The following is a 24,760-nucleotide window of genomic DNA, read 5'->3' as shown; positions in this document are numbered from 1 at the left end:
GTTCGCGCACTTCCATTTCGACGAGTTCGAGCAGCTCTTCGTCGTCCACCATGTCGCACTTGTTCAGGAACACGATGATGTAAGGCACGCCCACCTGGCGGGCCAGCAGGATGTGTTCACGGGTCTGAGGCATCGGGCCGTCAGCGGCCGAGCACACCAGAATGGCGCCGTCCATCTGGGCAGCGCCGGTGATCATGTTCTTCACATAGTCGGCGTGACCGGGACAGTCGACGTGGGCGTAGTGGCGGTTGGCCGTTTCGTATTCCACGTGGGCGGTGTTGATCGTGATGCCGCGGGCCTTTTCTTCAGGCGCTGCGTCGATCTGATCGTAGGCCTTGGCTTCGCCGCCGAACTTGGCGGACAGCACCGTGGCGATGGCCGCCGTCAGCGTCGTCTTGCCATGGTCCACGTGGCCGATGGTGCCCACGTTGACGTGGGGCTTGGTGCGTTCAAACTTACCTTTTGCCATTTTTAATTCTCCAAAGAGCGATGCCTGTGTATTGGTTTAACGTCTGCATCCGGTTGCTGATTCGCCCTGCACAGGCAACGGGGCGGCACCGGATCGCAGATTGCAAAATAAGTTGCTACTAAGTTTATAGCTACCAACGCTTACTAGATAAGCGCCAGCGGCCTTTTCAGCAAAGTCGATGGGGACACAACAGCGAAGCTGGCATTGCCCCCCAGGACTTATTTGGAGCGCGCAGCCATGATGGCTTCCGACACATTGCGCGGTGCTTCGCTGTAGTGCTTGAATTCCATCGAGTAGGTGGCGCGACCTTGCGTTGCGGAACGCAGCGTGGTCGAGTAGCCGAACATTTCCGACAGTGGCACTTCGGCCTTGATGGCCTTGCCGCCGCCAGGAATGTCTTCCATGCCTTGCACCATGCCGCGACGCGAGGACAGATCGCCCATCACGTTACCGGCGTAGTCTTCAGGCGTTTCCACTTCCACGGCCATCATGGGCTCCAGAATCACGGGGTTGGCCTTGCGGCAACCTTCCTTGAAACCGAAGATGGCAGCCATCTTGAACGCCAGTTCGTTCGAGTCCACATCGTGGTACGAACCGAAGTGCAGCGTGACCTTGACGTCCACCACAGGGTAGCCAGCCAGCACGCCTTGCGTGACGGCTTCGTTGATACCCTTTTCCACGGCCGGGATGAATTCGCGAGGAACCACACCACCCTTGATGGCGTCGACGAATTCGATGCCCTTGCCGGCTTCGTTGGGTTCGATCTTGAGCACAACGTGGCCGTACTGGCCCTTGCCGCCCGACTGGCGCACGAACTTGCCTTCGGCCTCTTCCACCGTCTTGCGGATGGTTTCGCGGTAGGCCACCTGGGGCTTGCCGACGTTGGCTTCCACGCCGAACTCGCGCTTCATGCGGTCCACGATGATTTCCAGGTGCAGCTCACCCATACCGGCGATCAGCGTCTGGCCCGATTCTTCGTCGGTCTTCACGCGGAAGGATGGATCTTCGGCAGCAAGGCGTTGCAGCGCGATGCCCATCTTTTCCTGGTCGGCCTTGGTCTTGGGTTCGACAGCCTGCGTGATCACAGGCTCGGGGAACACCATGCGCTCCAGAATGATCGGCGAGTCGATGTCGCTCAGCGTTTCACCGGTAGTCACGTCTTTCAGGCCCACACAGGCAGCGATGTCGCCGGCGCGGATTTCATCAACTTCGACGCGGTCGTTCGCCATCATCTGCACGATACGGCCAATACGCTCTTTCTTGCCCTTGACCGAGTTGAAAACGGTGTCTCCCTTGGTCAGAACGCCCGAATACACGCGCACAAAGGTCAGCTGACCAACGAACGGATCGGTCATCAGCTTGAACGCCAGTGCCGAGAACTTTTCGCCGTCGTCAGCCTTGCGGGTGACTGGGTTTTCATCTTCGTCGGTACCCGTCACGTCCGGAATGTCCGTCGGTGCAGGCAGGTAGTCGATGACGGCGTCCAGCATGCGTTGCACGCCCTTGTTCTTGAAGGCGGTGCCGCACAGCATGGGGTGGATTTCGGTGGCAATGGTGCGCTGGCGCAGACCCGCCTTGATTTCCTCTTCGCTCAAGTCACCTTCTTCGAGGTACTTGTTCATCAGCTCTTCAGTGGCTTCGGCTGCCGCTTCGACCATCTTCTCGCGCCACTCCTTGGCGGATTCCACCAAGTCGGCAGGGATTTCCTGGTACTCGAACTTCATGCCTTGCGAGGCTTCGTCCCAGATGATGGCCTTCATCTTGAGCAGATCAACCACGCCCTGGAACTTGTCTTCGGCACCAATCGGGATCACGACGGGCACAGGGTTGGCCTTCAGGCGCAGCTTCATCTGCTCGACGACCTTGAAGAAGTTGGCGCCGGTGCGGTCCATCTTGTTCACAAAGGCCAGACGGGGCACCTTGTACTTGTTGGCTTGGCGCCAGACGGTTTCCGACTGGGGCTGCACGCCACCCACAGCGCAGTACACCATGCAGGCGCCATCGAGCACGCGCATGGAACGCTCGACTTCAATCGTGAAGTCCACGTGACCCGGGGTGTCGATGATGTTGAAGCGGTGCTCAGGGTAGGACAGGTCCATGCCCTTCCAGAAGCAGGTCACGGCAGCGGAAGTGATCGTGATGCCACGCTCTTGCTCTTGCTCCATCCAGTCCGTGGTGGCAGCGCCGTCATGCACCTCACCCAGCTTGTGGGTCACGCCGGTGTAGAAAAGAATACGTTCGGTGGTCGTGGTCTTGCCAGCGTCAATGTGGGCCGAGATACCGATATTGCGGTAGCGCTCGATGGGGGTCTTGCGTGCCATGGTGGATCCTTGGTGATCTTTGAATTAGGAGGTCGGAGGGCCATCTTGCAGGCCTGCCCCGACTGTTTTGTGACTGCCCCAATCAACACAAGGCTGCAGGCAAAAAATGCCGGCAGCCTTGGCCCTGACGGGGACAAATCCGCGTTTTTAGAAGCGGAAGTGGCTGAACGCCTTGTTGGCTTCGGCCATGCGGTGCACTTCGTCACGCTTCTTCATGGCGCCGCCGCGGCCTTCGGTGGCTTCGAGCAGCTCGTTGGCCAGACGTTGGGCCATCGACTTCTCGCCACGCTTGCGGGCGGCTTCCTTGATCCAGCGCATCGACAGAGCCAGACGACGGACAGGACGCACTTCGACTGGCACCTGGTAGTTGGCACCACCGACGCGGCGGGACTTCACTTCAACCATGGGCTTGACGTTGTTGATGGCAACAGTGAAAGCTTCCAGAGGGTCTTTATCAGGGTGCTTCTTCTCGATCAGTTCCAGGGCACCATAAATGATGCGCTCTGCAACAGCCTTCTTGCCGCCTTCCATGATCACGTTCATGAATTTGGACAGCTCTACATTGCCGAACTTTGGATCCGGCAGGATTTCACGTTTGGGGACTTCGCGACGACGTGGCATTTTTTCACCTCATTCTTGCTTCAGTTGGCATCTTTTCAGACACCGCGAGAGCCATTCAGGACTCCCACTTACTCGACCCACGCAGACATTTGCGCTTAGGGTCACTACGCTGCATCACCGCGCCACGCGGGAAACAGCACCTTTTATATCGATCAACCGCAGGCTTATTTGGCCTTTGGCTTCTTGGCACCGTACTTGGAGCGCGACTGCTTGCGGTCTTTCACGCCTTGCAAATCGAGCGAACCGCGCACGATGTGGTAACGCACACCGGGCAAGTCCTTGACACGACCGCCGCGAACCAGCACGACGCTGTGTTCTTGCAGGTTGTGGCCTTCGCCGCCGATGTAGGAAATGACTTCGAAACCGTTGGTCAGGCGAACCTTGGCGACCTTCCGCAGAGCGGAGTTTGGCTTCTTAGGCGTCGTGGTGTACACACGGGTGCACACGCCACGGCGCTGTGGAGAGTTTTGCATCGCAGGGCTTTTGGAGTTGGTCGTTTCGACCTGACGCCCCTGACGCACGAGCTGGTTAATGGTTGGCATGAATACGTCCCTAAACGTGAAATGCTTCGTGAAAGCGAAAACGTGAATCCCTTCGGAAATTCCGAAAAGCCTTCTAATGTAGCAGGGCAGACCTCAACGGGCAAGCCCCGTAGAGCTCGGCCCTGCCACTGCTGCATCTATCTGATTGACAGAAACTACCATCAAATTGATGCTTGGCGCTTATGGGTTAAGCGCTGACAGCTATCTTTTTTGATGACCGACAGCACGAGGCGGTTACTTGATCCACAATCGGATCGCATCCCAGGCCCGGCCCAGAACACCTGCCTGCTCGACGCCATCCAGAGCCACCAGCGGCACTTCGGTCAGCGGCTGGTCGCCCAGCACGACCTTGAGCGAGCCAATCGCCTGGCCCTTGGTGAAGGGCGCCACCAATGGGTCCTGGCGCACGATCTGGGTGGTGACCTTGCCGGCGCTGCCCGAAGGCACAGCCACCACGATGGCCTCAGCGCGGCCGATCCGGATGGTACTTTCTGTACCCTTCCACACTGCGGGTGTGGCCACGGGCTGGCCCGCATCGAACAGCTTGACGGCATCAAAGGCGGTGTAGCCCCAGTTCAGGAGCTTTTGGCTTTCGTTGGCGCGGGCATTCTCGCTGGCGGCGCCCAGCACGATGGAAAGCAGGCGGCGCTGACCCACGTTGGGGAAATCACGCTTGGAGGTGGCCACCAGGCAGTAACCGGCAGCAGCGGTGTGACCGGTCTTGAGGCCGTCCACCGTGGGATCGCGGAACAGCAGCGAGTTGCGGTTGTTGCCGTTGGAGGCAGGCGTGCCGGGGTAGCTGTATTGCTTGGTGGCGTAGTAGTGCATGTACTCCGGGAAGTCCTTCATGAGCCGGGTGGCCAGGGTGGCCAGATCGCGCGCCGTGGTGGTGTGGCCGGGTTCCGTCAGCCCCTCGGGGTTCTTGTAGGCCGTGCCCTTCATGCCCAAGGCCTGCGCCTGGTCGTTCATGAGCTTGACGAAATTCTCGACCGTGCCACCCACGCCCTCGGCCAGCGCCATGGTGGCGTCGTTGCCCGACTGCACGATCATGCCCTTGAGCAGATCGTCCACCGGCACCTGCATCTTGGGGTCGATGAACATGCGCGAGCCGGGCATCTTCCAGGCGCGCACGCTCACGGGCAGCTTCTGGTCCAGCGTGACCTTCTTGGCGCGCAGCGCGTCAAACACCAGATAGCCCGTCATGAGCTTGGTGAGCGAGGCCTGCTCAACCGGCGCATCAATGTCTTTGGCCGCCAGCACCTGGTTGGCCGTCACATCGACCAGCATGTAGGTGCGTGCGGCAATCTCGGGGGGCTGGGGCGCCTGGGCGTGGGCCCAGAAGGCGGCGGGCGCGACCGCAGCAAAAAGAGCCAGGGATCGCAGTGCGGGCAGGATTCGTTTCATGGGGCAGAAAAATGGGGCGCAAGGCCCGGGGATAAAAAAGCACAAAAGGTGAAGCCTGAAAACGCCGCCTGGCGCGCGCAGCACCCGCAACGGCCCAGGCTTCACCGCCCAGACTGGAGGTGGCGCACCACCAGATTCTTCAGCAGGGTCAATTGTCCGTGAAAGAAATGGCCGCCACCGGGGACGACTGTGACAGGCAGTATCTGGGGCCGTGCCCAGTCGAGCACTGCCGACAGCGGAACGGTGTCGTCGAGCTCGCCATGCAGCACCAGCGTGCGCAGATGGGCTTCGGGCGGCACGGGGGCCACGGTGAAGCGGCTTGCTGCGGTGCCAACCAGCACCGCCTGCGCCACCTCGCGCTCGCCCCAAAGGGCGGCCAGTGCGTGGCTGGTGACAAAAGCGCCAAACGAGAAACCTGCCAGCGCTATCGGGCCCTGGGGCGCCACCTGCTGCACCACGGCCAGCAGATCCTGCAGCTCGCCGCGCCCCTCGTCGTGTACGCCGGCGCTGGCGCCCACACCCCGGAAATTGAACCGCACCGTCGTCCAGCCGCATTGGGTGAAGGCGCGCGCCAGGGTCTGCACCACCTTGTTGTCCATGGTGCCGCCAAACAGTGGATGGGGATGGGCCAGGATGGCCACGCCACGGGGGGCCGCGCCGTCGGGCAGGGACGCTGCATCGCGGGCGGCCTCGATGGTTCCTGCGGCGCCAGTCAGCGTCAGTCGTTCGGTTTGTACATTCAAGGTTTACTACTTATTTGATAGCACATAGCGCTTATCACATAAGCGCCAGACGCCAAAAACACTCAAAACACACAGAGCAGCGCTCAGCGCCCCAGTTCTGCTGGCGTGACCAGGCGATGGACGATCTTGCCGTTCTTGAGGTGCGATTCCACGATTTCATCCACATCGTTGGCATCTACATAGGAATACCAGGTTCCCTCGGGGTACACCACGGCCACGGGGCCGGCTGCGCAGCGGTCCAGGCAGCCCGCCTTGTTCACCCGCACCTTGCCGGGGCCCGCCAGCCCAGCCGCCTTGACCTGATCTTTGCACCGGTCAAAAGCCTCCTGGGCGCCGTGGTGGGCACAACTGTTTTCGCCGTTGGCACGGTCGTTCAGGCAAAAAAAGATGTGGCGGGCGAAATAGCCAGGCGCCGCGGCGGGTGTGGAGGGGGTGTCGCTCATGGGGACATTCTAGTTTTTCGGCTCCCGGCGCGACACCCGAAAGAACACATACGCCAGTGCGGCATAAGGCCACAGCCAGCCGACCCACTGGCCCAGGCCAAAAAATCGGATGAACCGCCCCTGCTCCCAGATTTGTAGCGTCTGGGCAAAATAGGCACTGGTGGGCGCCTGGTTGAGCAGCCCCAGGTGCCACGCCAATGCCAGCAGCAGCACCGCCGCACTGGCGCGCCGCGGCAAAGCCAGCAGCATCGCCGCCAGCGCCAGCGCAGCCCACACCCCCACGCGCGTGGGCAAACCCAGCCAGCTCCAGGCGTGCAAAGGCCCCCAGCTCAAAGCCGCCGACAGGGCCGTCACCCCGATGCCCACCACCACCACGGCAAGGGCAAAAAGGGCCCGGCGCCCCACATGGCGAATGACGCAATACCCAAGCAGGCAGGGGATCAGCAGCCCCAGCGTCACGCACAGCAGCTCGCCGCCCGGCGACAGGGGCTCCAGTGGCACGTCGCGCACCGGCAACCAGCCAAGAAAGGGGGTGTCGGCCAGCATGTCTTCAAGGCCCAGCTCCAGCCGCTCCAGCACCTGGCCCAGGCCAAAAGGCACGGCCGCCGGAAACAACAGCGCCATGGGCCACAGCGCCAGCAGCACCAGTGCTCCGCGCGCATCCTGCACAAACCAGCGGGCGCGGAAATCGCTCCAGCGGTCGATGGCTCCCCAGCGCTCCAGCAGCGCTGCCGCGCACGCCCCCGCGAGCGCGCCGATGGCGTTGAGCAGAAGGTCCAGATTGGAGGGCACACGCCGGGGCAGATAGATCTGCAGGTATTCCATCAGCAGCGACAGCAAAGCGCCCGCCAGCGCTGCCAGCAGCACCGCCCAGCGCTCGTGCCCCCAGCGCAGCAGCGCCAGCGCCAGCAAAAAACCCAGGGGAACGTAACCCGCCACGTTGACGGCGACATCAAACCCCGTCCAGTACGGCGGCGGCAATGGGGCCGACAAAAAAATCCAGGGATCGATGCCCTGATCGCGCCAGCCGTCAAAGGGGAACAGGCTGGCAAAAACAATCAGCGCTGCATGGATCAGCGCAAGCGGCCAGGCAGAGGTTTTGTGCACCGGCGCGGCCCCAGGGTGTCAGAACGGCTTGACCACCACCAGCACCACAGCCACCAAAAGCATCAGCACGGGCGCTTCGTTGAACCAGCGAAACCACACATGGCTCTTTCGGCTGCTGCCGGCGATGAGCTTGCGCAGCAGCACGGCGCAGGCATGGTGGTAGCCAATCACCAGCACCACCACGAACAGCTTGGCGTGCATCCAGCCATTGCCCGGCCCCCAGCCGATGCCATAGCCCAGCCACAGCCACAGGCCGAGCGCCACGGCCGGCACTGCCAGCAGCGTAGTGAAGCGCAGCAGCTTGCGCGCCATCAGCACCAGTCGGTCGCGCTCGGCCACCGAGCCGGGCGCCACCATCGCCAGATTGACGAAGATGCGCGGCAGATAGAAAAGGCCGGCAAACCAGCTGGCCACGAAAACGATGTGAAGGGCTTTGATCCAGAGCATGCCCGCAGTTTAAGGGCCTGCGCGCACGGCCACGGCCAACCCGCACCAGCCCGGCACGTCCGCCGGGCCACGGCCGCCTTTTTTTGCAGCGCCACCCACCACAGCGCCGCCCCGGCCGCCGCCCCGTGGGGCGGGACGAAGCGACGCAGGGGGCTTCATAATTCCACCATGCACCTCTCCAGCCCCACCCCCTTTCCGCAAAGCCGCCCACGCCGCCTGCGCCGTGACAGCTTTACCCGCAACCTGGTGCGCGAGCACGCCGTCACGCCCCACGACCTGATCTATCCCGTGTTCGTGCACGAGGGACAGAACCAGCGCGAGGCCGTGGCGTCCATGCCCGGCGTGGACCGCCTGAGCCTGGATCTGCTGCTGCCGGTGGCCGAAGACTGCGTGAAGCTCGGCATTCCGGTGCTGGCGCTGTTCCCGGCCATCGACCCCGCCCTCAAAACACCCGACGGCAAGGAGGCGCTCAACCCCGACGGCCTGATCCCCCGCGTGGTGCGGGCGCTGAAAAAAGAGTTTCCTGACCTGGGCGTGATGACCGACGTGGCGCTCGACCCCTACACCAGCCACGGCCAGGATGGCGTGCTCGACGACACCGGCTACATCATCAATGACGAAACGGTGGAGATCCTCACCGGCCAGGCCCTCACCCACGCCGAAGCGGGCGTGGACATCGTGGCGCCCAGCGACATGATGGACGGTCGCATCGGCGCGATCCGCGAGGCGTTTGAGGTGCAGGGCCACATCCACACCCGCATCATGGCCTACAGCGCCAAATACGCGAGTGCGTTTTATGGCCCCTTCCGCGACGCCGTGGGCACGCGCGGCGCACTGGGCAAGAGCAACAAGTTCGTCTACCAGATGGACCCGGGCAACAGCGACGAGGCCCTGCGCGAAGTGGCGCTGGACATCGCCGAAGGCGCCGACATGGTGATGGTCAAGCCCGGCATGCCCTACCTGGACATCGTGCGCCGCGTGAAAGACGAGTTCCGCGTGCCCACATTCGCCTACCAGGTGAGCGGCGAATACGCCATGATCAAGGCCGCCGCCGCCAACGGCTGGCTCGACCACGATGCCGTGATGATGGAAAGCCTGCTGGCCTTCAAACGCGCAGGCGCCGACGGCGTGCTGACCTACTTTGCCCGCGACGCCGCGCGTTTGCTCCTAAAATAATAGCTATTGGCGCTTATCCAATAAGCGCCAGAGGCCATTTTCACCCCAAATTGAGCGGCATGCGCATCTTCCACATCCACGCCGGTGGCGCGATCGAGCTGAACGCGCTGCCGAGCCAGCCACCCGGCCAGGGGTTTTTCTGGGTGTCTTGCGCACGCACCGTCTTCAGCACACAGCTGGGGCAGATCCAGGCCTCACTACAAGGCATCACCGGTCTGCAACTGGTGGACCTGCATGTCTCAGACCTGCTGAATGCGCAGCTGCCCTCGCGCTACGACTACACCTCGCAGTACGACCTCCTGGTGTTTCGCCGCCTGGCCGCCATGCCGCCCACCGCCGAGCCAGGCCACCCGGAAGGTGCGGCTGTGGCACCGGTGCGGCGCAGCGGCCCCCCGGTGCTGCGCCGCATCGACACCAGCCCGGTCGGGTTTGCGATGTTTGACCATGTGCTGCTGTCGGTACACCCCACCGACTGCGCCGTGCGCGATGCCTATGCCGCGCGCCTGCTGGTCACCGCATCCACCGATCTGCACGAGGGTCGTGCCGCCAGCCCGGCACCCGGGGCGCGCCAGCCGTCCAGCACCGCCGACCTGATGCTGCGCGTCGTCAACCTGATGGTGGATGGCTACCTGGACCTGCGCCGCGACCTCACGCGCCAGCTCGATCACTGGCAAAACGAGCTGCTCAAGCCCCGGGCGCGCTTTGTGAACTGGAGCTCGCTGCTCGAAGCACGCCTGTCGCTGCACCAGCTCGACGAGATCTGCGAAGACCAGCGCACCGCCGTGCAAAACTGGATCGACGAGCTGGAAACCTGGGCCCTGCCCGACAGCAGTGCCGGCCAGCGCGATCTGGACCTGCTCAAGGTGCGCAGCCGCGACGTGCTCGAACACATCGAGCGCGTGGTGCACCATGTGCGGCGGCTGGAGCAAAGCACCGAAACCGCCGTGCAGATGCACTTTTCTGTGCAAAGCAATCGCACCAACGACATCATGCGCACGCTCACCGCGCTGACCGCCGTGTTTTTGCCGCTGAACCTGATTGCGGGCATTTTTGGAATGAATTTCGAGTTTTTGCCCCTCATCCACAAGCAAGACGGATTCTGGTGGGCGCTGGGCTCCATGACGGCGATTGCCACGGGGCTGGTGGCGCTGTTCTGGCGCAAGCGCTACCTGGCACGCACCAGCGGGCAGTGACCCTGGGCTGAAGGGCCGCAGCACCGTGGCCGAGCCCCCGTGCCACACACACGCCCCTGCGGCGCCCCGGCCACCCTGAAAACGCCGTCCTACCCCAGGTGCTTTGCAAAGAAGGCCAGGGTGCGGTCGCGCGCCACCAGGGCCGAGGCTTCGTCATACGACCCGCGCTGGTCGCAGTTGAAGCCATGGTCGGCGTCGTACACATGCACCTGCACATCGGGGTGCGCGCGCGCAAAAGCCTGCACGCTGTCCACCGAAATCCAGTGGTCGCGCTGGCCAAAATGTGCCAGCACCGGCACCTGGGGCTGGCGCGCCACTTCGGCCACCGTGGTCATGCCGCCGCCGTAATAGCACGCCGCCGCCGACAAGCCCTTCAGGCTGCAGGCCGCGCGCCAGGCCAGCAGGCCTCCCCAGCAAAAACCCACAATGCCCACCTTGCCGCCACCGTGCTGCGCGGCGTAATCGATGGCAGCCTGGATGTCGGGCATGGCACCGGCGCCGGGCAGTGCCTCCACCGCCGTCTTCAGGCCAAAGCCCGCCCCCATGTCGGCCTCGCTGTAGCCCAGGTCCACATCCGGCTGCACGCGCGCGAAGGTGGCGGGGGCCACTGCCAGATAGCCACGCGCCGCAAAGCGGTCGGCCACCGCACGGATGTGCGAATTGACACCGAAGATCTCCTGCAGCACCACCACGGCGCCACGCGGCGCTCCGTCGGGCTGGGCCACCCAGGCGGGCACCACAAAACCGTCCTGCGACGTCAGATTGACAAACTGGCCCATGCAATTGCTCCTTGAGAAGAAAACCTGTGGTGCAAAGACACCACCGCCACCCTCGAATGCACTCCGGCCCGGTGCCGGGATGCTGTAATGCACCCCATTCTTGCAGGAGACCGGTTGTGCTCAAAGTGGTTGTTGTCACCCGCGCAGGCCGCCGCATCGGGGCGGCCACGGCCCGCGCGTGGCGGCTGCCAGATGCCACCCGTACCACCCGCACCACCCCCACGCGCATTTTCGAAGGCCACCGATGGATCTGAAACCCCTCATCACCTTGCTGGCCATCGTGAACCCGCTGGCTATCGTGCCGTTTTTCATCCACTACACCCAGGGGTTTTCCAGCGATCAGCGTCGGCGCACCATCCGCACCGCGGCCCTGGCGTCGTTTTGCGTGATTGCAGCGTGTGCCCTGCTGGGTCTGCAGATTCTGGAGTTCTTCAACATCTCGTTGCAGAGCTTTCAGGTGGGCGGAGGCATGTTGCTACTGATCAGCGCCATGAACATGCTCAACGCACAGCCGGCGGAAGCCAAGCCCCACACGCACGAGTTCGAAGAAGGCGCCGAAAAAGCCGCCGCAGGCAGCAGCATTGCCGTGGTGCCCCTCACCATCCCCCTGCTCACCGGGCCTGCCAGCATGTCCACCGTGGTGATCTACGCCGACCGCGCGCAAACCTTTTGGCAGCACGCGGCGCTGGTGGGCTATGGCGTGGTGATTGCGCTCGCCACGGCGCTGTGCTTTTCGCTCGCCGACCCCATTGCCCGCGTGCTGGGCAAAACAGGCATCAACGTGATGACGCGGCTGATGGGCCTGATCCTGGCGGCACTTGCCGTGGAGGTGATGGCCGACGGCCTGGGCAAGCTGTTTCCCATTCTCGGCACGAGGTAACACCCCTTGGCTGCCCAATTGCTGTTGCTGGAAGACGACCCGGCCATCGCCCGGACCGTGATCTACACGCTGGAACGCGATGGCCTGGGCGTCACGCACAGCCTGCTGCTGCGGGATGCCCGCCAGCAGATGCAGGCCCGGGCATTCGACCTGCTGGTGCTCGACGTGGGGCTGCCCGACGGCAGCGGGCTGGATTTGCTGCAGCAAGTGCGCAACACCCCGGCCGCGCCCGGAACACCCGGCACGCCGCGTGCCACGCCGGTGCTGATGCTCAGCGCCCGTGGCGAAGAGCTGGACCGCGTGCTGGGCCTGGAACTGGGCGCCGACGACTACCTGAGCAAACCCTTCAGCCCGCGCGAACTGGCAGCCCGCGTCAAGGCGCTGCTGCGCCGTGCCGGTGCGCCCGCAGCCGCGATGGCCGCAGCCCCGCCTCTGTTTCACGACGACACGGTGGGCCAGCGCATCAGCCTGCACGGCCAGCCGCTGCCACTGACCCGGCGCGAATACCGCCTGCTGGCCTGCCTGCTGGCGGGCGCAGGCCGCATCCACACGCGCGACGCCCTGCTGGCAGCCGCCTGGGGCGACGAGAGCGACAGCCAGGACCGCACCGTGGACACCCACATCAAGACCCTGCGCGCCAAGTTGCGCGAGACCGATCCGTCGCGCGAATACATACAGACGCACCGGGGCATGGGTTACTGCCTGAACCTGTGAAATATGAGCCAAATCGGCCTCCAGCGCTTACACAGCAAGCGCCAGTAGCTATGATTTTTGATACCCACTGACCCCGCATTGGTGACCCATGCGCCTTGGCATCCGCCTGCTTTTCGCGTTCTTCCTCATCAACGGCATTGCGGCCTTTTTCGTGCTGCGCGTGTTCGCCGCCGAAATCAAGCCCAGCGTGCGCGAGGTGATGGAAGACATGATGGTGGACACCGCCAACCTCCTGGCCGAGCTGGCCAGCGATGACGTGGCGGCAGGGCGCCTGGAGCGCGAAGGTGCTGGCAGCGCCTTTGCCCGCCATGTGCGCAACTACGCCAGCCGCCCCGTGGACGCAGGCATCTGGGGCTTTGCCAAGCAGTCGCTGGATTACCGCATCTACGTCACCGATGCCAGCGGACGCGTGCTGTTCGACTCACAGGGCCAGGCGGTGGGCCAGGACTTCTCGCAGTGGCGCGACGTGGCCCGCACCCTGCGCGGCGAATACGGCGCGCGCATGACCCGCGAAGTGCCCAGCGACGACACCAGCGGTGTGATGCACGTCGCCGCCCCGGTGCTGGTGCAAGGGCGCATCGCCGGCGTGCTCACCGTGGCCAAGCCCGTGCGCACCGTGCAGCGCTTCATCGACCGGGCCGAACGCAAGGTGCTGATGGGCGGCCTGGTGTTGTTGCTGCTGTCGGCCGCCGTGGGCGTGGCCGTGACGCTGTGGATGGTGTGGAACGTGCGCCGCCTGCGCGACTATGCCCTGAGCGTGCAGGGCCCCGCCGATGGCGAGCACGACACCCTCCCGGCCACCGCACTGGCCGTGCCCCGGGTGCCCGGCGAGTTGGGCGACCTGGCGCGCGCCATGGACCGCATGCGCACGCGGCTACAAGGGCACGACTACATCGAAGGCTATGTGCGCGCACTCACCCATGAGCTCAAAAGCCCCGTGGCCGCCATCCGTGGCGCGGGCGAGCTGCTGCAGGAAGACTTGCCCGCCGCCGACCGGGCGCAATTTGCCACCCAGGTCGTGCAGCAAAGCGAGCGGCTGCAGCGGCTCATCGACCGCCTGCTGGAGCTGAGCAAGCTGGAGCAGCGCCAGCACGCCGAGGTGCGCAGCCCCGTGTCGTTGCACGACTGCGCCAGCGCCGCCCTTGCCAGCAGCCACGCCCGGGCGGTGCAGCGGGGCCTGCAACTCACGCTCAGCGGTGCGGGTGCCAGCGGGCCGTGGGAGGCCGAGCTGGTGACCATGGCCCTGACCAACCTGCTCGACAACGCCATGGATTTTTCCCCGGCTGGCAGCATCATTCGCATCGAACTCGACGGCACCAACGTGGCCGTACAGGACAGCGGGCCCGGCGTGCCCGACTACGCCTTGCCGCGCCTGGGTGAACGATTTTTCACCACCGCACGGCCGGGCGGCGAGCGCAGCGGCTCCGGCCTGGGGCTGGCCATAGTGCGGCGCGTGATGGCCCTGCATGGCGGGCACCTGGCCGTGCGCAACACGCAGCCAGGGTTGCGGGTGGTGCTGGAGTTTCCAGCCGGATAAACGGGCGTGCGCACAACGCGGCACGCCCCTTCGCCATGGGCAGACCACAGCCGCCGGATTGCGGCGTTCTTGCAACCCGTCAGCCCAGCACCGCCCAGGTGTGGCAAGCCGTTCCCGCCGCCACAAACCCATGCCATACCGCGTGGGCATACCGAATGCGGGCGTCCAGCACAAAAAAGACCACCCCCAAGGTATACAGGCAGCCCCCGGCCACCAGCCATTGCGCGCCCGCCGCAGACGCACGCTCCAGGATGGGCACCGCCGCCAGCAACACCAGCCACCCCATGGCGAGATACCCGCCCGTGGACCACCACGGCGACGACAGACGGCCCATGGCCTTGAGCACCATGCCTGTAGCGGCCACCAGCCACACCACCACCAGCATGGCGCCAGCCCCTGGGCCACCAAGGTGCCCCGACGCAAAGACCGTGTAACTGCCCGCAATGAACAGATACACCGCGCCGTGGTCGAGCTTCAGAAAAACCCGTTTGGCGCGGCCCTCCGGCAACGCGTGGTAAACGGTGGACGCCAGGTACAGCCACACCATCGTTGCCACGAAAACGCAGACACCGGCAAAGCCCTCTGCACTCAGGCTTCGCCCCCAGGCCACCAGCCAGTAACCGGCGACCACGGCTGCGGCCAACGCCGCCCCGTGGCTGGCCGCGTTGGCGATTTCCTCGCCACGGCTTTGCGGGCGCCCGGCGTTGCCCGAAAGGAAAAACCGGCCCATCGCCCGTTCCTAGTGCGGGAGCGCAGTCTGCTGGCGGTCGCGCCAGGCGTGGTAGCGCGCCCGCTGCAGGGCAAAAAACTCCACCAAACCCCACGCCATGCCGCAGCCCACCAGGCCGCACAGCATGAGCCAGCGCATGGCGTCAATCCTGCGCTGGCGATGGGGACGTGAATTCTTCATGGGAGAAACAGTCGTTGCCCGGCAAATCCAGCCAACGCCAGGTTTCGTCGAACAGTTCGTCGAAGAGTCTCTGCAATCCGAGCAGTTTCCAGAGCATGCGAGGCCTTTGGAGAAGGTTGTGGGCCACTGCAAGGTAACTGCGGTATGTGACAGTTTGGCGTCCGTCGGCGCATTTGCCACACCCGCAGGTTCGATCAACACGCAAGGCCAGGCGGGCGGTATGCTGCGGCGTCCCCCCTCTGCAACCCCGCCCTCCACCACCGTGCCCGAAAACGTTCTGCCCGAACTGCGGGCCCTGGAAAAGATTCTGGAACAGGGCGGCCCGGACCTGCAGGTTCGCGTGGTGCGCGAGGTCAGCGTGGCGTCGGGCGCAAGCTTTCCCATCTACTCGATTGGCATTGGCAACCCGAGCCCCGGCATTCCCGCCGTGGGCTTTTTTGGCGGGGTGCACGGCCTGGAACGGATCGGCGCCGAGGTGGTGATTGCCTATCTGCAAAACATCGTCATGCGGCTGCGCTGGGACACCACGCTGCACCAGCAACTCGAACATGTGCGCCTGGTGTTCATGCCCATCGTCAACCCCGGTGGCATGTGGGCGGCCACACGCGCCAATCCCAACGGTGTGGACCTGATGCGCAATGCGCCGGTGCAGGCCCTGGACCGCGTGCCGTTGCTGATGGGTGGCCAGCGCCTGAGCGCAGGGCTGCCCTGGTACCGCGGCCCCTTTGGCGCGCCGATGGAAATCGAGAGCCAGGCCTTGTGTGAGGTGGTGCGCACCGAGCTGCTGCCCCGGCCGTTCAGCATTGCGCTCGATTGCCATTCGGGTTTTGGCGTGCGGGACCGCCTGTGGTTTCCGTTTGCCCACACCCGCAAACCCATTGCGCACCTCAACGAGCTGCATGCGCTCAAAAACATCTTCCTGCAGGCGCACAGCAACCACCAGTACATCATCGAACCGCAGAGCGCGCAGTACCTCGCCCACGGCGACCTGTGGGACTACCTGTATCTGCAGGCCTGTGAGAACACCGAACGCATTTTCCTGCCGCTGACGCTGGAGATGGGCTCGTGGATCTGGATCAAGAAGAACCCGCGCCAGCTGTTCTCGCGCCTGGGCATCTTCAATCCGCTGATCGACCACCGCCAGCAGCGGGTGCTGCGCCGGCATCTGGCGCTGCTCGATTTTCTGTCGCGTGCGGCCTGCAGCCACCTGCGCTGGGTGCCCAGCAAGGAAAACTACGAACAACGCCGAGCCAATGCACTGGCCGAGTGGTATTGAGCGCGCCCCCATGGACACCTGGATTTTGTTGCGTGGATTGACCCGGGAGGCTTCCCACTGGGGTGCCTTTGCGGGCGATTTTCAGACTGCCTTGCCCCAGGCCAAGGTGGTGGCGCTCGACCTGCCGGGCAACGGCCAGCTCCATGCCCTGCCAAGCCCGCTCACCGTGCAGGGCATGGTGGCGGCTTGCCGCGCCGAACTGGCAAGGCAAGGGGTGTTGCCACCGTTTCATTTGTTTGCCATGTCGCTGGGCGCCATGGTGGCCACCGAATGGGCGCGCACTGCGCCCGAAGAAATCAGGGGGTGCGTGCTGGTGAACACCAGCTTTCGCCCGTTCAGCCCCTTTTTTCACCGGCTGCGACCTCGCAACTACGCCGCGCTGCTGCGACTGGTGCTGCACCCCCCATCGGCCGACGCCATCGAGCGCACGGTGTGGCGGCTGACAAGCAATGCGCCAGGCCCACGCACTGCCGTCATTGACGACTGGGTTGCCGCCCGCACCCGACGCCCGGTGTCGGCCATCAACGCCCTGCGCCAGCTGGTGGCGGCGGCACGCTACCGCGCGCCCACGGTGGCGCCCAGCCCTCGCATCCTGCTGCTCACCAGCCAGAGCGACCAGCTGGTGGACAGCCGCTGCTCCCTGGCAATTGCCCGCAGCTGGCACTGCGCCCTGGCAGTGCACCCGCAGGCCGGACACGACCTGCCGCTGGACGCGCCCCAGTGGGTCATAGAGCAGGTGCAGCAATGGCTGGCCCGCACAGCCCCATCGCAACGAGCCCCGGCCACGGACCCATAGCCGCGCTTTGGGCCACGCGCGCACTTCACGCTCACCTCACAAACTTCATCGTGGCCTCACCCGGGGCAACAACACTGCCTTCACATTCACCGTGGAGGAGCCCTTGAAAAACCCCTTGTTTACCAAACTGGCCGCTCTGGCAGCCATCACCCTGCTGTTGCTGTTCGGCCTGGGTCTGATCGAAGACGTGGTGCGCGACCGCCAGCGCTACCGCAGCATGACGGCACAGGGCGTGGCCAACAGCCTCGCCGGCCCGCAAACCCTGGTGGGCCCGATGATCCACAGCGCCTGCGTGGAAAGCTGGGATGTGGCCACCGGCCAGGGAGAGGAGCGCCGCGCCACCGAGCAGCGGCGCGAGTTTCTGCTGACCGCCATGCCTGAGCAACTCACGCTGCAATCGGGCGCCGCCATGCAGGAGCGCTCGCGCGGCCTGCACAAGGTGAACACCTACAACCTCAAGGCCCACATCACGGCGCAATGGGGCTCGCTGGCCAGCCTGCAGCCGCAGGCCACGGTAAAAGGATCACGCATGCAGTGCGGCGCCCCCATCCTGATGATGGCGGTGGGCGATGCCCGCGGCATCCGTACCGCACAGCTCACCCTGGACGAGCAGACGCTGCCGCTCAAACCAGGCACCTTTCACCCCACCTACAGCCGGGGGCTGCACGCCGCGCTGCCCGAGGCCGTGCGCGACCAGACCAACGGCCTCTCGGCCACGCTGGAACTCGAACTGGTGGGCACCGAGCGCCTGGCCATGGTGCCCTTGGGCGGCAACACCGAGGTGCAGATGGGCAGCAGCTGGCCCCATCCCTCGTTTGCGGGGCGTTTTTTGCCCTCCGAGCGCGAGGTGAAGGCCGACGGCTTCAACGCCCGCTGGCGCCTGTCGGCGCTGGCCACTACGGCCCAGCACGACATTGCCAACGGAAAAAAGGTGTGTGACGCAGCCAGCACTGCGGGCAGCGACCATGCCCTGGCCGCCACGGCGGAGCGCGACTGCGCCGACAGCTTCAGCGTGGCCTTCATCGACCCGGTCAACCCCTACACCCTGTCGGACCGTGCCACCAAATACGGGGTGCTGTTTATTGCGCTGACCTTTGTGGCGGTGGGCTTGTTCGAGCTGATGAAAAAACTGCGCGTGCACCCGGTGCAATACCTGCTGGTGGGCAGCGCCCTGTGCAGCTTCTTCTTGCTGCTGGTAAGCCTGTCGGAGCACCTGCCGTTCGGGGTGTCGTATGCCATTGCCGCCACGGCCTGCGTGCTGCTGCTGGCTTACTACGCCAGCCACATGCTGGGCAGCCTGGCGCGGGGCGTGCCACTGGGCGCGGGCATTGCGTTGCTGTATGGCCTGCTCTATGTGCTGCTGCAACTGGAGCAGACCGCCCTGGTGGTAGGCGCCATCGCGCTGTTCATGGTGCTCTCCGCCGTCATGGTGCTCACCCGCAACGTGAACTGGTATGGACTGGCACCCGCACGTGCTGGCGCCACCCACGGCACCACCCGCCCGGAGGCCGCATGACAACCGCCACGCAACGCACGCCCGCAACGCCCATGCAAACGCCCCTTGGTGCCAAAGCACCAGAGGTTTGGGCGCACTATCTTGCCTCGGCGGCGGCGGCTGCGGTGTCCGGGCTGTCCGAGGGCGAAGCGCTGCGCTTGCAGCGCCACCGCGACCGTCTGCTGGCCGCGCTGCAGGTGCAAGACCGCGCCGCGCTGGAGCAAGCCAAACAGGATGTGCTGCAAGCCACCTGCCTGCCGCCCGGTTCGCCGGCATTGCGGCGCGCACTGAGGGAACTGTCGTGGCGGATGGCGGGCCTGCGGCTGCCACGTCGTCCGATGCCGTGACGCCGTGACGCCGTGACGCCGTGACGCCGTGACGCCGTGACGCCGTGACGCCGTGACGCAAATAATTTAGTGAAAACAGCCTGCAGCGCAATAGGATAAAGCGCTAACAGCTATTGTTTAGATAGCATTGAATGAGCGCCAAATCTCATCAGATCGTCACCGTGCCATTGAGCGCCTGGTTCTTGGCGGTGCACGGCGCCGCATCCTGGGCAGTGTGAACCCCGCGACGTACACACCATGCAAAAGCCCCGCTCTGGGCGGGGCTCTCGGGGTCGCAACCGTTCGGGCAATCCTTGCGGATCGCCCAACAGATTGTTTATTGACCGTACATGCGCTTGGCGTCGTCCACGCACTTGGACTTGACGTCGCCCTGCATGGTGTCGCAGCGCTCCTTGGCGGCCTTGTAGTTGGCCTCGTTCTTCTCGGCAGACGCGTCCTTGCGTGCCTCGGCCACGGCAGCGCCCTTGGCGGCGGGTGTGTCGGCGGGCTTGGCCTGTGCCTGGGCTACCTTGGCGTTTTCCTTGGCGGTCACATGGGCAGCCTTGGCGTCCTTCACGCAAACGTCCTTGGCGTTGCCACTGAGGTCGTCGCATTTTTCCTTGGCGATGGCGTAGTCGGCATCGGCACGGGCCACGCGGGCCTTGTAAGCAGCTTTGGTGCTGGGTTTGTATTGCGCTTCCAGCTCAGCCTTGGCGACATCTTCATGGCCCTTGGCTTCCTTGACGCAAATATCCTTGGCGTTGTCGGTCAAGGCATTGCACTTTTCCTTGCTGGCCTTGTAGTCGGTTTCAATGGTGTCTTTCGCCGCCTTGTATTCAGGCTGCGTCAGTGCAAAAGCGCTGGTGGCCAACAGGCCCGCGGTGATGGATGCAATCAGTGTGCGTGCAATTTTCATGGGTCAATCCTTGGTGATGTTCGGGAAGGCGCAGGCGCCACAACGCCTGCGCACCAACAAATGAGCTCGTTGCGCAAACGCGCGGCGCATCAGTCTTTGAAACGGAACTCGGGGTGGCGGTCCTGCCATTCCTTGAGCTGCTTTTCGGCCGCATCGCGAGCGATGCCGTGGCGCTCCTGCAGCTTGCCCAGGAACTGATCGCGCCGACCGGCGATCACGTCGAAATCGTCATCGGTGAGCTTGCCCCACTGCTCGACCATCTTGCCTTTGAACTGCTTCCAGTTGCCTTGGAGGGTGTCTTCGTTCATGGTGTGCTTCCTCGAAAATTTCGCCTCTGCCGTCCACCCGGAATGCGTGGAACCAATGCGAGATGCGATGGAGCCCACTGTAAAAACGATGGCCGCTGCGCCGCGTAGGCCATGCTGCGAAGCACGCGTCAGCGCAGGACTACGGTGCTGAAAGAAAAAAGCCAGACATTGCTCGCGCGGGACAGACAGCCGCCAAGCGCACGCCGCGCACGCCGCGCACGCCAGAGATAAACACCCAAGCGCACGGTGCAGGCAGCTGCCTAAAGGCGGTGCGCTCGAACGCAGTGGTCTCCCCTTGCTGCGCCTGGTGCTGACAGCGAGCGCGCCTTCAGGCGCCGCTCATCGTCCGAGCTGCTCCACCCACCGTGCCAATTCTTGCGCCACCTGGTGGGTGGCTTCGGCCAGTGCACGCGTGCCGCCAGCGGCATCGGCACTGCTTGCGGGGCGCTGCACGATGAAAACGCGCTGGCCCAGCAATGTTTCACCGGTCTGCGCGGGCTCTGACAGCGTGGCACGCAAGCGCACCAGGCCGACGCTTTCGGTGGCACTGGTGAAGACATGGCTGAACTCCTCCAGGTCCACGCGCAACACGGTGGGCAGCTTGCCGCCGGCGCGGGCCTGGGCGGCACCGCTTTCGAGCGTGAGCACGGCACGGCGCTGGCCCAGCTGGTCGAGCAGGCGCTGCTGCACCAGTTGCGCAGGCGGCTGACTCCAGCGCGCCTGGGTGTAGGGGCGCAGTTGCCGGGCATCGGTGTAAGCCAGGCGGTAGAGCACGGCGGTGCTGCCTTCGGCGAGGCCGGGGGCCTCTACGTCGGCCAGGGCCAGCGCAGGCAGCGGTGCACGGCGGTCGGTGGGCACTGGCGCCATGGCACCCGGGCCGAAGTCGTAGTGCACGGGGCGCGATGGCGGGGAGGGCAAGATCGAGCATCCTGCCACAAAAAATGCAACAAATACGACCGCAGCCATTGATGGATAAGCGCTAGCAGCTATTGTTTTGATAGTTTTCATGGCGTATTCGATCAGGGTTGAACCTTGGGGGCCTCAAAACCGGGCTCTCCCGGGCCGGCGCCGGCACGGCCTGCACCATAGATGAAGAGCTGCGGGTTTTCGTTGATGCCCCCGGCCGTGCGCCCAAACTGGCGCGCAGCACGCGAGGTGTCGTCTGCGGCGCGGTTCAGGCGCGGCAGGGTAACGCTGCCAAACTGGTCTGCGGCGCGCGCCAGTGACTGGGTGCCCTGGGTGATCTGGTCGAGGGCACCGCCTTCAGCGCCCAGACGTTTGTTGGTCTGACCGATGTCGATGGCCAGCGTGGACACCTGCGACCCCGCCTGTTCGAGCGCCTTGAGGGTCCGGCGCGCGTCGCCTACCAGGGGCGGCAGGGCCGCCAGGGTGGGGTCCAGGCGCTCTTTCACGGTGGTGTCCAGCCGCTGGGTGAGGGTCGCCACGCTGCTGGCCGCCTGCCCCATGCTGTCGAGTGCCGCACTGAACCGTTTCTGGTTGTCATCGCCCAGCAGCGTGTTGATGCGGTGCGTGGCTTCTTCCACCTGGCCCAGGATGGCGGGGCCTTGGTCCGCCAGGCGTGACAGCGGCGAGCTGCGCAGCGGCAGCCGTGGCAGGCCACTGGGGCCGGGGGGCACTGCCGGCTGCGCCACCCCCTCATCGTCCAGCTGCACATGGGCCAGGCCGGTGACTCCCTGGTAGCCCAGCACGGCGAAGGTGCCAGGGGTAATGGGGGCCTGGTCGTTGACGGCGATGCGGATCAGCACGTTGCCCGGAATCTGGGGGTCAAAACCAATGCGCGTGACCTTGCCAACGGCTACGCCCTTGTAGCGCACGGCGGCCTGTGGCTGCAGTCCGGTAACGCCGTCCTTGCTGGTCAGCTCGTAGTGCTGGTAACTGGTGTTGTCGCGGGTGAGCCAGATCGCCAGACCCGCCAGCATGGCGGCCACCGCCAGCACGAAGATGCCAGCGGCGAGGGCGTGGGATTTGTTTTCCATCAGGATTCCTTGGCGGTAACCGCGTTATGCACTGGCGCCATGGCGCGCTGGCCGCGTTCACCCAGAAAAAAGTGTTCTATGAACGGATGAGGGTAGCGCGTCACTTCATGGGGCGTGCCGGTGACGATCACTTTCTTGTCTGCCAGCACAGCCACCCGGGTGCTCAGCGCAAACAGGGTATCGAGGTCGTGCGTGACCATCACGACGGTCAGGCCCAGCGCTGCATGCAACTCGCGCAGCAGGGCCACAAAATCGTCTGCACTGCTGGGGTCAAGCCCCGCCGTGGGCTCATCGAGCAGCAGCAACGGGGGGTCCATGATGAGCGCCCGCGCCAGCGCCACGCGCTTGACCATGCCGCCCGACAGGTCGGCGGGCATGCGGGTGGCGTGCTCGGGCTTGAGGCCCACCATCTGCAGTTTGACCAGCGCCGCGTCACGCACCACATCGGCCGGCAAAGTGCCTTGCTCACGCAGGGCAAACGCCACGTTGTCGAGCACGTTGAAGGCCGAAAACAGGGCGCCGTGCTGGAACAGCATGCCCACACGGCTGGCAGCGCCTTCGCGCCCCATTTCCGAGGCCGGCTGGCCCAGCACCGTGACGCTACCGCGCGTCGGCCTGGCCAGGCCCAGCATCTGGCGCAGCAGCACGGTCTTGCCGGTGCCCGAGCCCCCCACCAGCGCCAATATCTCGCCGCGTTGCACCGACAGCTGCAGGTCCTGGTGCACCGAAAAGGCCTCGTTGCCCTTGCCGAACGTGGTCCACAGCCCTTGCACGTCCACAACGGGCGGCTCGCCAGGCGCGACGGCGATGTGCCCGGGTTTGGCGGTGCGCTCCGTCATGGGCACCCTCTCTTTGAATTTGAAACTGGCGCGCACGAAGCCAGCGGCCGCCGCTCAAGGGCCGCCCCGCCGAGCTGGCCGCGTTCACCTTCCCGCAAAACAACGTTTTGCGAGAGAAGGGGGAAGGCGCGAAGCGCATCAGGGGGATGCTTCCTCATATTCCGATGTTCTTGAATGCCACGGCAAACAGCGCATCCACGATGATCACCATGGTGATGGACGTCACGACCGAGGCCGTCGTGCCCTCGCCCAGGCTCTGCGTATTGGGTTTGACGCGCAGCCCCCAGTGGCAGCCAATCAGGGCAATCAGGGCGCCAAACACCACCGATTTGGACATCGCCAGCCCGAGGTTGCCAATCTTCACCGCCGAGGGCAACGCCTCGACAAAATACGCCGGCGAAATGTCCATGGCCACATCGGCCGCCAGCATGCCGCCAGCCAGTGCCGCCAGCGTGGTCCACACGCTGATGAGGGGCATGGCCAGCGCCAGCGCCAGCGTGCGCGGCAGCACCAGGCGAAAGCCATGGGGAATGCCCATCACGCGCATGGCATCGAGCTCTTCGGTAACCCGCATCACACCGATCTGGGCCGTGATGGACGAGCCCGACCGCCCCGCCACCAGAATGGCCGCCAGCATGGGGCCCAGCTCGCGAATCAACGAAATGCCCAGAATATTGACGATGAATGACTCGGCCCCGAACTGGCGCAGCTGCAGACTCATCAGGTAGGCCAGCACCACGCCAATGAGAAACCCCACCAGCGCCGTGATGGGCAGCGCCGTGGCACCCATGCGGTACACATGGCCCGACACATCACGCCAGGGCCCGCGCCCCGGCGCACGCGCCAGCCGCACGAGGTCAAGCATCAGCTGCCCCACCAGCTGCACCATGTGCCTGGCGTGGTCCGCACCATGCAGCACCAGCACACCCAGGTGGTCCATCTGCTCGGACAGGCGCCAGGGTTCTGCGGGCGGCGGCACTACGGTGAGGCTTGCCACACGCTCCAGCATGGCGCGCTGGGGGTCGGTCAGCTGCAAATGCTGCGGCCACTTCTGGCCCCAATGCTTCCAGAGCAACTGCGCGCCCACATGGTCCAGCCACTGCAGGCTGCGCAGGTCCCATCCTCCCGGAGGCACCGGTTGCTTCCGCAACTGTGCCGCCAGCGCGTGCCAGTGCTCACGGTGGCCCAGCTCGGCCGCACCCCAGCGGCCCAGCAATTGCGCCTGGGGCCCTTCGGGTGATTCGGCAAAGACGATGCGAGGCGAAAGATCGCTCATGGATGGGGCGGCGCAAGCCACCATGGTTGGAAAAAAGCAAAAGCAGCGCAAACGGCCTGGGCCCGGACCATGCGCCAAGCACAAGCACAGCCGCGAGCACTGTGCGTGCAATTATTATCGCGGATTCAAGTACGAAGTGCGCGAGTCTCAAGTCTAAGCGGAGTGATCTCCAGCCCATAGAACACCTCATGCGGAGTACGCCAGCCCAGGCACTTGCGTGGCCGGTGGTTCAGTGCATACACCGC

General features: G+C 64.7%; 27 protein-coding genes. 9 read left to right on the top strand and 18 right to left on the bottom strand.

Features of this window, described 5'->3' with window-relative positions; all coding sequences use genetic code 11:
• The 9 genes from DTW89_RS13210 to DTW89_RS13170 all read right to left on the bottom strand — a co-directional run.
• Positions 1–469, bottom strand: a 469-nt coding sequence (locus DTW89_RS13210) for a GTP-binding protein (RefSeq protein ID WP_114656282.1), incomplete at its 3' end; no start/stop codon positions are given.
• Between the two features lie 218 nt (positions 470–687).
• Complete coding sequence (gene fusA / locus DTW89_RS13205; protein WP_114656281.1) at positions 688–2,790, bottom strand: elongation factor G; 2,103 nt, start codon at positions 2,788–2,790, stop codon at positions 688–690.
• A 147-nt stretch (positions 2,791–2,937) separates the two neighbouring features.
• Positions 2,938–3,411: a 30S ribosomal protein S7 gene (rpsG, locus tag DTW89_RS13200; RefSeq protein ID WP_005798541.1), complete on the bottom strand. Its 474-nt coding sequence runs from the start codon at positions 3,409–3,411 to the stop codon at positions 2,938–2,940.
• A 164-nt stretch (positions 3,412–3,575) separates the two neighbouring features.
• The gene (gene rpsL / locus DTW89_RS13195) at positions 3,576–3,953 is read right to left on the bottom strand and encodes a 30S ribosomal protein S12 (RefSeq protein ID WP_024813771.1); all 378 of its coding nucleotides are present in this window, start codon (positions 3,951–3,953) and stop codon (positions 3,576–3,578) included.
• 234 nt (positions 3,954–4,187) lie between these two features.
• Positions 4,188–5,357 (bottom strand): D-alanyl-D-alanine carboxypeptidase family protein, encoded by a 1,170-nt coding sequence (locus tag DTW89_RS13190; RefSeq protein ID WP_114656280.1) that lies wholly within the window; start codon positions 5,355–5,357, stop codon positions 4,188–4,190.
• A 101-nt stretch (positions 5,358–5,458) separates the two neighbouring features.
• Positions 5,459–6,100 carry an alpha/beta hydrolase gene (locus tag DTW89_RS13185; RefSeq protein ID WP_114656279.1) on the bottom strand — a complete coding sequence of 214 codons (642 nt, stop codon included), beginning with the start codon at positions 6,098–6,100 and terminating at the stop codon, positions 5,459–5,461.
• 83 nt (positions 6,101–6,183) lie between these two features.
• Positions 6,184–6,543, bottom strand: coding sequence for a (2Fe-2S) ferredoxin domain-containing protein (locus tag DTW89_RS13180; protein ID WP_024813767.1), 360 nt, complete (start codon positions 6,541–6,543; stop codon positions 6,184–6,186).
• A 9-nt stretch (positions 6,544–6,552) separates the two neighbouring features.
• On the bottom strand, positions 6,553–7,650 hold the full coding sequence (locus DTW89_RS13175) for a VanZ family protein (RefSeq protein ID WP_024813766.1): 1,098 nt from the start codon (positions 7,648–7,650) through the stop codon (positions 6,553–6,555).
• Positions 7,651–7,668: 18 nt separating this feature from the next.
• On the bottom strand, positions 7,669–8,097 hold the full coding sequence (locus DTW89_RS13170) for a CopD family protein (RefSeq protein ID WP_114656278.1): 429 nt from the start codon (positions 8,095–8,097) through the stop codon (positions 7,669–7,671).
• Between the two features lie 168 nt (positions 8,098–8,265).
• Between DTW89_RS13170 and hemB the strand changes: the two genes are divergently transcribed.
• Both hemB and DTW89_RS13160 read left to right on the top strand, forming a co-directional pair.
• Positions 8,266–9,273, top strand: coding sequence for a porphobilinogen synthase (gene hemB, locus DTW89_RS13165; protein ID WP_111868746.1), 1,008 nt, complete (start codon positions 8,266–8,268; stop codon positions 9,271–9,273).
• Between the two features lie 59 nt (positions 9,274–9,332).
• Positions 9,333–10,466, top strand: a complete 1,134-nt coding sequence (locus DTW89_RS13160; protein ID WP_114656277.1) for a magnesium transporter CorA family protein — start codon at positions 9,333–9,335, stop codon at positions 10,464–10,466.
• 89 nt (positions 10,467–10,555) lie between these two features.
• On the opposite strand, the gene DTW89_RS13155 is transcribed toward DTW89_RS13160, so the two are convergent.
• Entirely contained in the window at positions 10,556–11,245 is a 690-nt protein-coding gene (locus DTW89_RS13155) for a dienelactone hydrolase family protein (protein ID WP_114656276.1), read from the bottom strand.
• A gap of 244 nt (positions 11,246–11,489) precedes the next feature.
• On the opposite strand from DTW89_RS13155, the gene DTW89_RS13150 reads away from it, so the two are divergent.
• The 3 genes from DTW89_RS13150 (at position 11,490) to creC (ending at position 14,376) form a co-directional block, all read left to right on the top strand.
• A complete protein-coding gene (locus DTW89_RS13150; RefSeq protein ID WP_114656275.1) occupies positions 11,490–12,125 on the top strand; it encodes a MarC family protein in 636 nt (211 codons plus the stop codon).
• 6 nt (positions 12,126–12,131) lie between these two features.
• On the top strand, positions 12,132–12,839 hold the full coding sequence (locus DTW89_RS13145; RefSeq protein ID WP_114656274.1) for a winged helix-turn-helix domain-containing protein: 708 nt from the start codon (positions 12,132–12,134) through the stop codon (positions 12,837–12,839).
• A gap of 88 nt (positions 12,840–12,927) precedes the next feature.
• The gene (gene creC / locus DTW89_RS13140) at positions 12,928–14,376 is read left to right on the top strand and encodes a two-component system sensor histidine kinase CreC (RefSeq protein ID WP_114656273.1); all 1,449 of its coding nucleotides are present in this window, start codon (positions 12,928–12,930) and stop codon (positions 14,374–14,376) included.
• Positions 14,377–14,455: 79 nt separating this feature from the next.
• On the opposite strand, the gene trhA is transcribed toward creC, so the two are convergent.
• Together trhA and DTW89_RS19535 are read right to left on the bottom strand one after the other, a co-directional pair.
• Positions 14,456–15,106 (bottom strand): PAQR family membrane homeostasis protein TrhA, encoded by a 651-nt coding sequence (gene trhA, locus DTW89_RS13135; protein ID WP_114656272.1) that lies wholly within the window; start codon positions 15,104–15,106, stop codon positions 14,456–14,458.
• 9 nt (positions 15,107–15,115) lie between these two features.
• On the bottom strand, positions 15,116–15,286 hold the full coding sequence (locus tag DTW89_RS19535) for a hypothetical protein (protein ID WP_201741004.1): 171 nt from the start codon (positions 15,284–15,286) through the stop codon (positions 15,116–15,118).
• Positions 15,287–15,548: 262 nt separating this feature from the next.
• Here DTW89_RS19535 and DTW89_RS13130 point away from each other — a divergent pair, with 262 nt between their 5' ends.
• From DTW89_RS13130 to DTW89_RS19765, 4 genes are all read left to right on the top strand, one after another.
• On the top strand, positions 15,549–16,562 hold the full coding sequence (locus DTW89_RS13130; RefSeq protein WP_236637136.1) for a M14 family zinc carboxypeptidase: 1,014 nt from the start codon (positions 15,549–15,551) through the stop codon (positions 16,560–16,562).
• A 10-nt stretch (positions 16,563–16,572) separates the two neighbouring features.
• Positions 16,573–17,358: an alpha/beta fold hydrolase gene (locus tag DTW89_RS13125; protein WP_114656271.1), complete on the top strand. Its 786-nt coding sequence runs from the start codon at positions 16,573–16,575 to the stop codon at positions 17,356–17,358.
• Between the two features lie 103 nt (positions 17,359–17,461).
• Entirely contained in the window at positions 17,462–18,874 is a 1,413-nt protein-coding gene (creD, locus tag DTW89_RS13120) for a cell envelope integrity protein CreD (RefSeq protein ID WP_114656270.1), read from the top strand.
• The gene (locus DTW89_RS19765) at positions 18,871–19,200 is read left to right on the top strand and encodes a hypothetical protein (RefSeq protein ID WP_236637135.1); all 330 of its coding nucleotides are present in this window, start codon (positions 18,871–18,873) and stop codon (positions 19,198–19,200) included. Before creD ends, DTW89_RS19765 begins: the two co-directional genes overlap by 4 nt.
• A 316-nt stretch (positions 19,201–19,516) precedes the next feature.
• Here the strand turns inward: DTW89_RS19765 and DTW89_RS13110 are convergent, their stop codons facing one another.
• From DTW89_RS13110 to DTW89_RS13085, 6 genes are all read right to left on the bottom strand, one after another.
• Positions 19,517–20,095 (bottom strand): hypothetical protein, encoded by a 579-nt coding sequence (locus DTW89_RS13110; RefSeq protein ID WP_114656269.1) that lies wholly within the window; start codon positions 20,093–20,095, stop codon positions 19,517–19,519.
• A gap of 89 nt (positions 20,096–20,184) precedes the next feature.
• Positions 20,185–20,403 (bottom strand): CsbD family protein, encoded by a 219-nt coding sequence (locus tag DTW89_RS13105; protein WP_024813753.1) that lies wholly within the window; start codon positions 20,401–20,403, stop codon positions 20,185–20,187.
• A 339-nt stretch (positions 20,404–20,742) separates the two neighbouring features.
• Positions 20,743–21,411: an ABC-type transport auxiliary lipoprotein family protein gene (locus DTW89_RS13100; protein WP_111865842.1), complete on the bottom strand. Its 669-nt coding sequence runs from the start codon at positions 21,409–21,411 to the stop codon at positions 20,743–20,745.
• 11 nt (positions 21,412–21,422) lie between these two features.
• A complete protein-coding gene (locus tag DTW89_RS13095) occupies positions 21,423–22,400 on the bottom strand; it encodes an MlaD family protein (protein ID WP_024813751.1) in 978 nt (325 codons plus the stop codon).
• The gene (locus DTW89_RS13090) at positions 22,400–23,239 is read right to left on the bottom strand and encodes an ABC transporter ATP-binding protein (protein WP_114656268.1); all 840 of its coding nucleotides are present in this window, start codon (positions 23,237–23,239) and stop codon (positions 22,400–22,402) included. The genes DTW89_RS13095 and DTW89_RS13090 overlap by 1 nt, the downstream gene beginning before the upstream one ends.
• A 154-nt stretch (positions 23,240–23,393) precedes the next feature.
• Positions 23,394–24,515, bottom strand: a complete 1,122-nt coding sequence (locus DTW89_RS13085) for an MlaE family ABC transporter permease (protein WP_024813749.1) — start codon at positions 24,513–24,515, stop codon at positions 23,394–23,396.
• Between the last annotated feature and the right edge of the window lie 245 nt (positions 24,516–24,760).

The sequence above is a fragment of the Acidovorax sp. BoFeN1 genome (assembly GCF_003345135.1).
Lineage (GTDB): Bacteria > Pseudomonadota > Gammaproteobacteria > Burkholderiales > Burkholderiaceae_C > Acidovorax > Acidovorax defluvii.
Note: the sequence above shows the minus strand (reverse complement) of the source record. Positions and strands in the feature narration are given on the sequence as shown.

Excerpts from the sequence above, each read along its gene's own strand:
- fusA (WP_114656281.1), bottom strand. The coding sequence starts at position 2,790 with ATGGCACGCAAGACCCCCATCGAGCGCTACCGCAATATCGGTATCTCG.
- rpsG (WP_005798541.1), bottom strand. The coding sequence starts at position 3,411 with ATGCCACGTCGTCGCGAAGTCCCCAAACGTGAAATCCTGCCGGATCCA.
- rpsL (WP_024813771.1), bottom strand. The coding sequence starts at position 3,953 with ATGCCAACCATTAACCAGCTCGTGCGTCAGGGGCGTCAGGTCGAAACG.
- DTW89_RS13190 (WP_114656280.1), bottom strand. The coding sequence starts at position 5,357 with ATGAAACGAATCCTGCCCGCACTGCGATCCCTGGCTCTTTTTGCTGCG.
- DTW89_RS13180 (WP_024813767.1), bottom strand. The coding sequence starts at position 6,543 with ATGAGCGACACCCCCTCCACACCCGCCGCGGCGCCTGGCTATTTCGCC.
- DTW89_RS13170 (WP_114656278.1), bottom strand. The coding sequence starts at position 8,097 with ATGCTCTGGATCAAAGCCCTTCACATCGTTTTCGTGGCCAGCTGGTTT.
- hemB (WP_111868746.1), top strand. The coding sequence starts at position 8,266 with ATGCACCTCTCCAGCCCCACCCCCTTTCCGCAAAGCCGCCCACGCCGC.
- DTW89_RS13160 (WP_114656277.1), top strand. The coding sequence starts at position 9,333 with ATGCGCATCTTCCACATCCACGCCGGTGGCGCGATCGAGCTGAACGCG.
- DTW89_RS13155 (WP_114656276.1), bottom strand. The coding sequence starts at position 11,245 with ATGGGCCAGTTTGTCAATCTGACGTCGCAGGACGGTTTTGTGGTGCCC.
- DTW89_RS13150 (WP_114656275.1), top strand. The coding sequence starts at position 11,490 with ATGGATCTGAAACCCCTCATCACCTTGCTGGCCATCGTGAACCCGCTG.
- creC (WP_114656273.1), top strand. The coding sequence starts at position 12,928 with ATGCGCCTTGGCATCCGCCTGCTTTTCGCGTTCTTCCTCATCAACGGC.
- trhA (WP_114656272.1), bottom strand. The coding sequence starts at position 15,106 with ATGGGCCGGTTTTTCCTTTCGGGCAACGCCGGGCGCCCGCAAAGCCGT.
- DTW89_RS19535 (WP_201741004.1), bottom strand. The coding sequence starts at position 15,286 with ATGAAGAATTCACGTCCCCATCGCCAGCGCAGGATTGACGCCATGCGC.
- DTW89_RS13125 (WP_114656271.1), top strand. The coding sequence starts at position 16,573 with ATGGACACCTGGATTTTGTTGCGTGGATTGACCCGGGAGGCTTCCCAC.
- DTW89_RS19765 (WP_236637135.1), top strand. The coding sequence starts at position 18,871 with ATGACAACCGCCACGCAACGCACGCCCGCAACGCCCATGCAAACGCCC.
- DTW89_RS13110 (WP_114656269.1), bottom strand. The coding sequence starts at position 20,095 with ATGAAAATTGCACGCACACTGATTGCATCCATCACCGCGGGCCTGTTG.
- DTW89_RS13105 (WP_024813753.1), bottom strand. The coding sequence starts at position 20,403 with ATGAACGAAGACACCCTCCAAGGCAACTGGAAGCAGTTCAAAGGCAAG.
- DTW89_RS13100 (WP_111865842.1), bottom strand. The coding sequence starts at position 21,411 with ATGAAAACTATCAAAACAATAGCTGCTAGCGCTTATCCATCAATGGCT.
- DTW89_RS13095 (WP_024813751.1), bottom strand. The coding sequence starts at position 22,400 with ATGGAAAACAAATCCCACGCCCTCGCCGCTGGCATCTTCGTGCTGGCG.
- DTW89_RS13090 (WP_114656268.1), bottom strand. The coding sequence starts at position 23,239 with ATGACGGAGCGCACCGCCAAACCCGGGCACATCGCCGTCGCGCCTGGC.
- DTW89_RS13085 (WP_024813749.1), bottom strand. The coding sequence starts at position 24,515 with ATGAGCGATCTTTCGCCTCGCATCGTCTTTGCCGAATCACCCGAAGGG.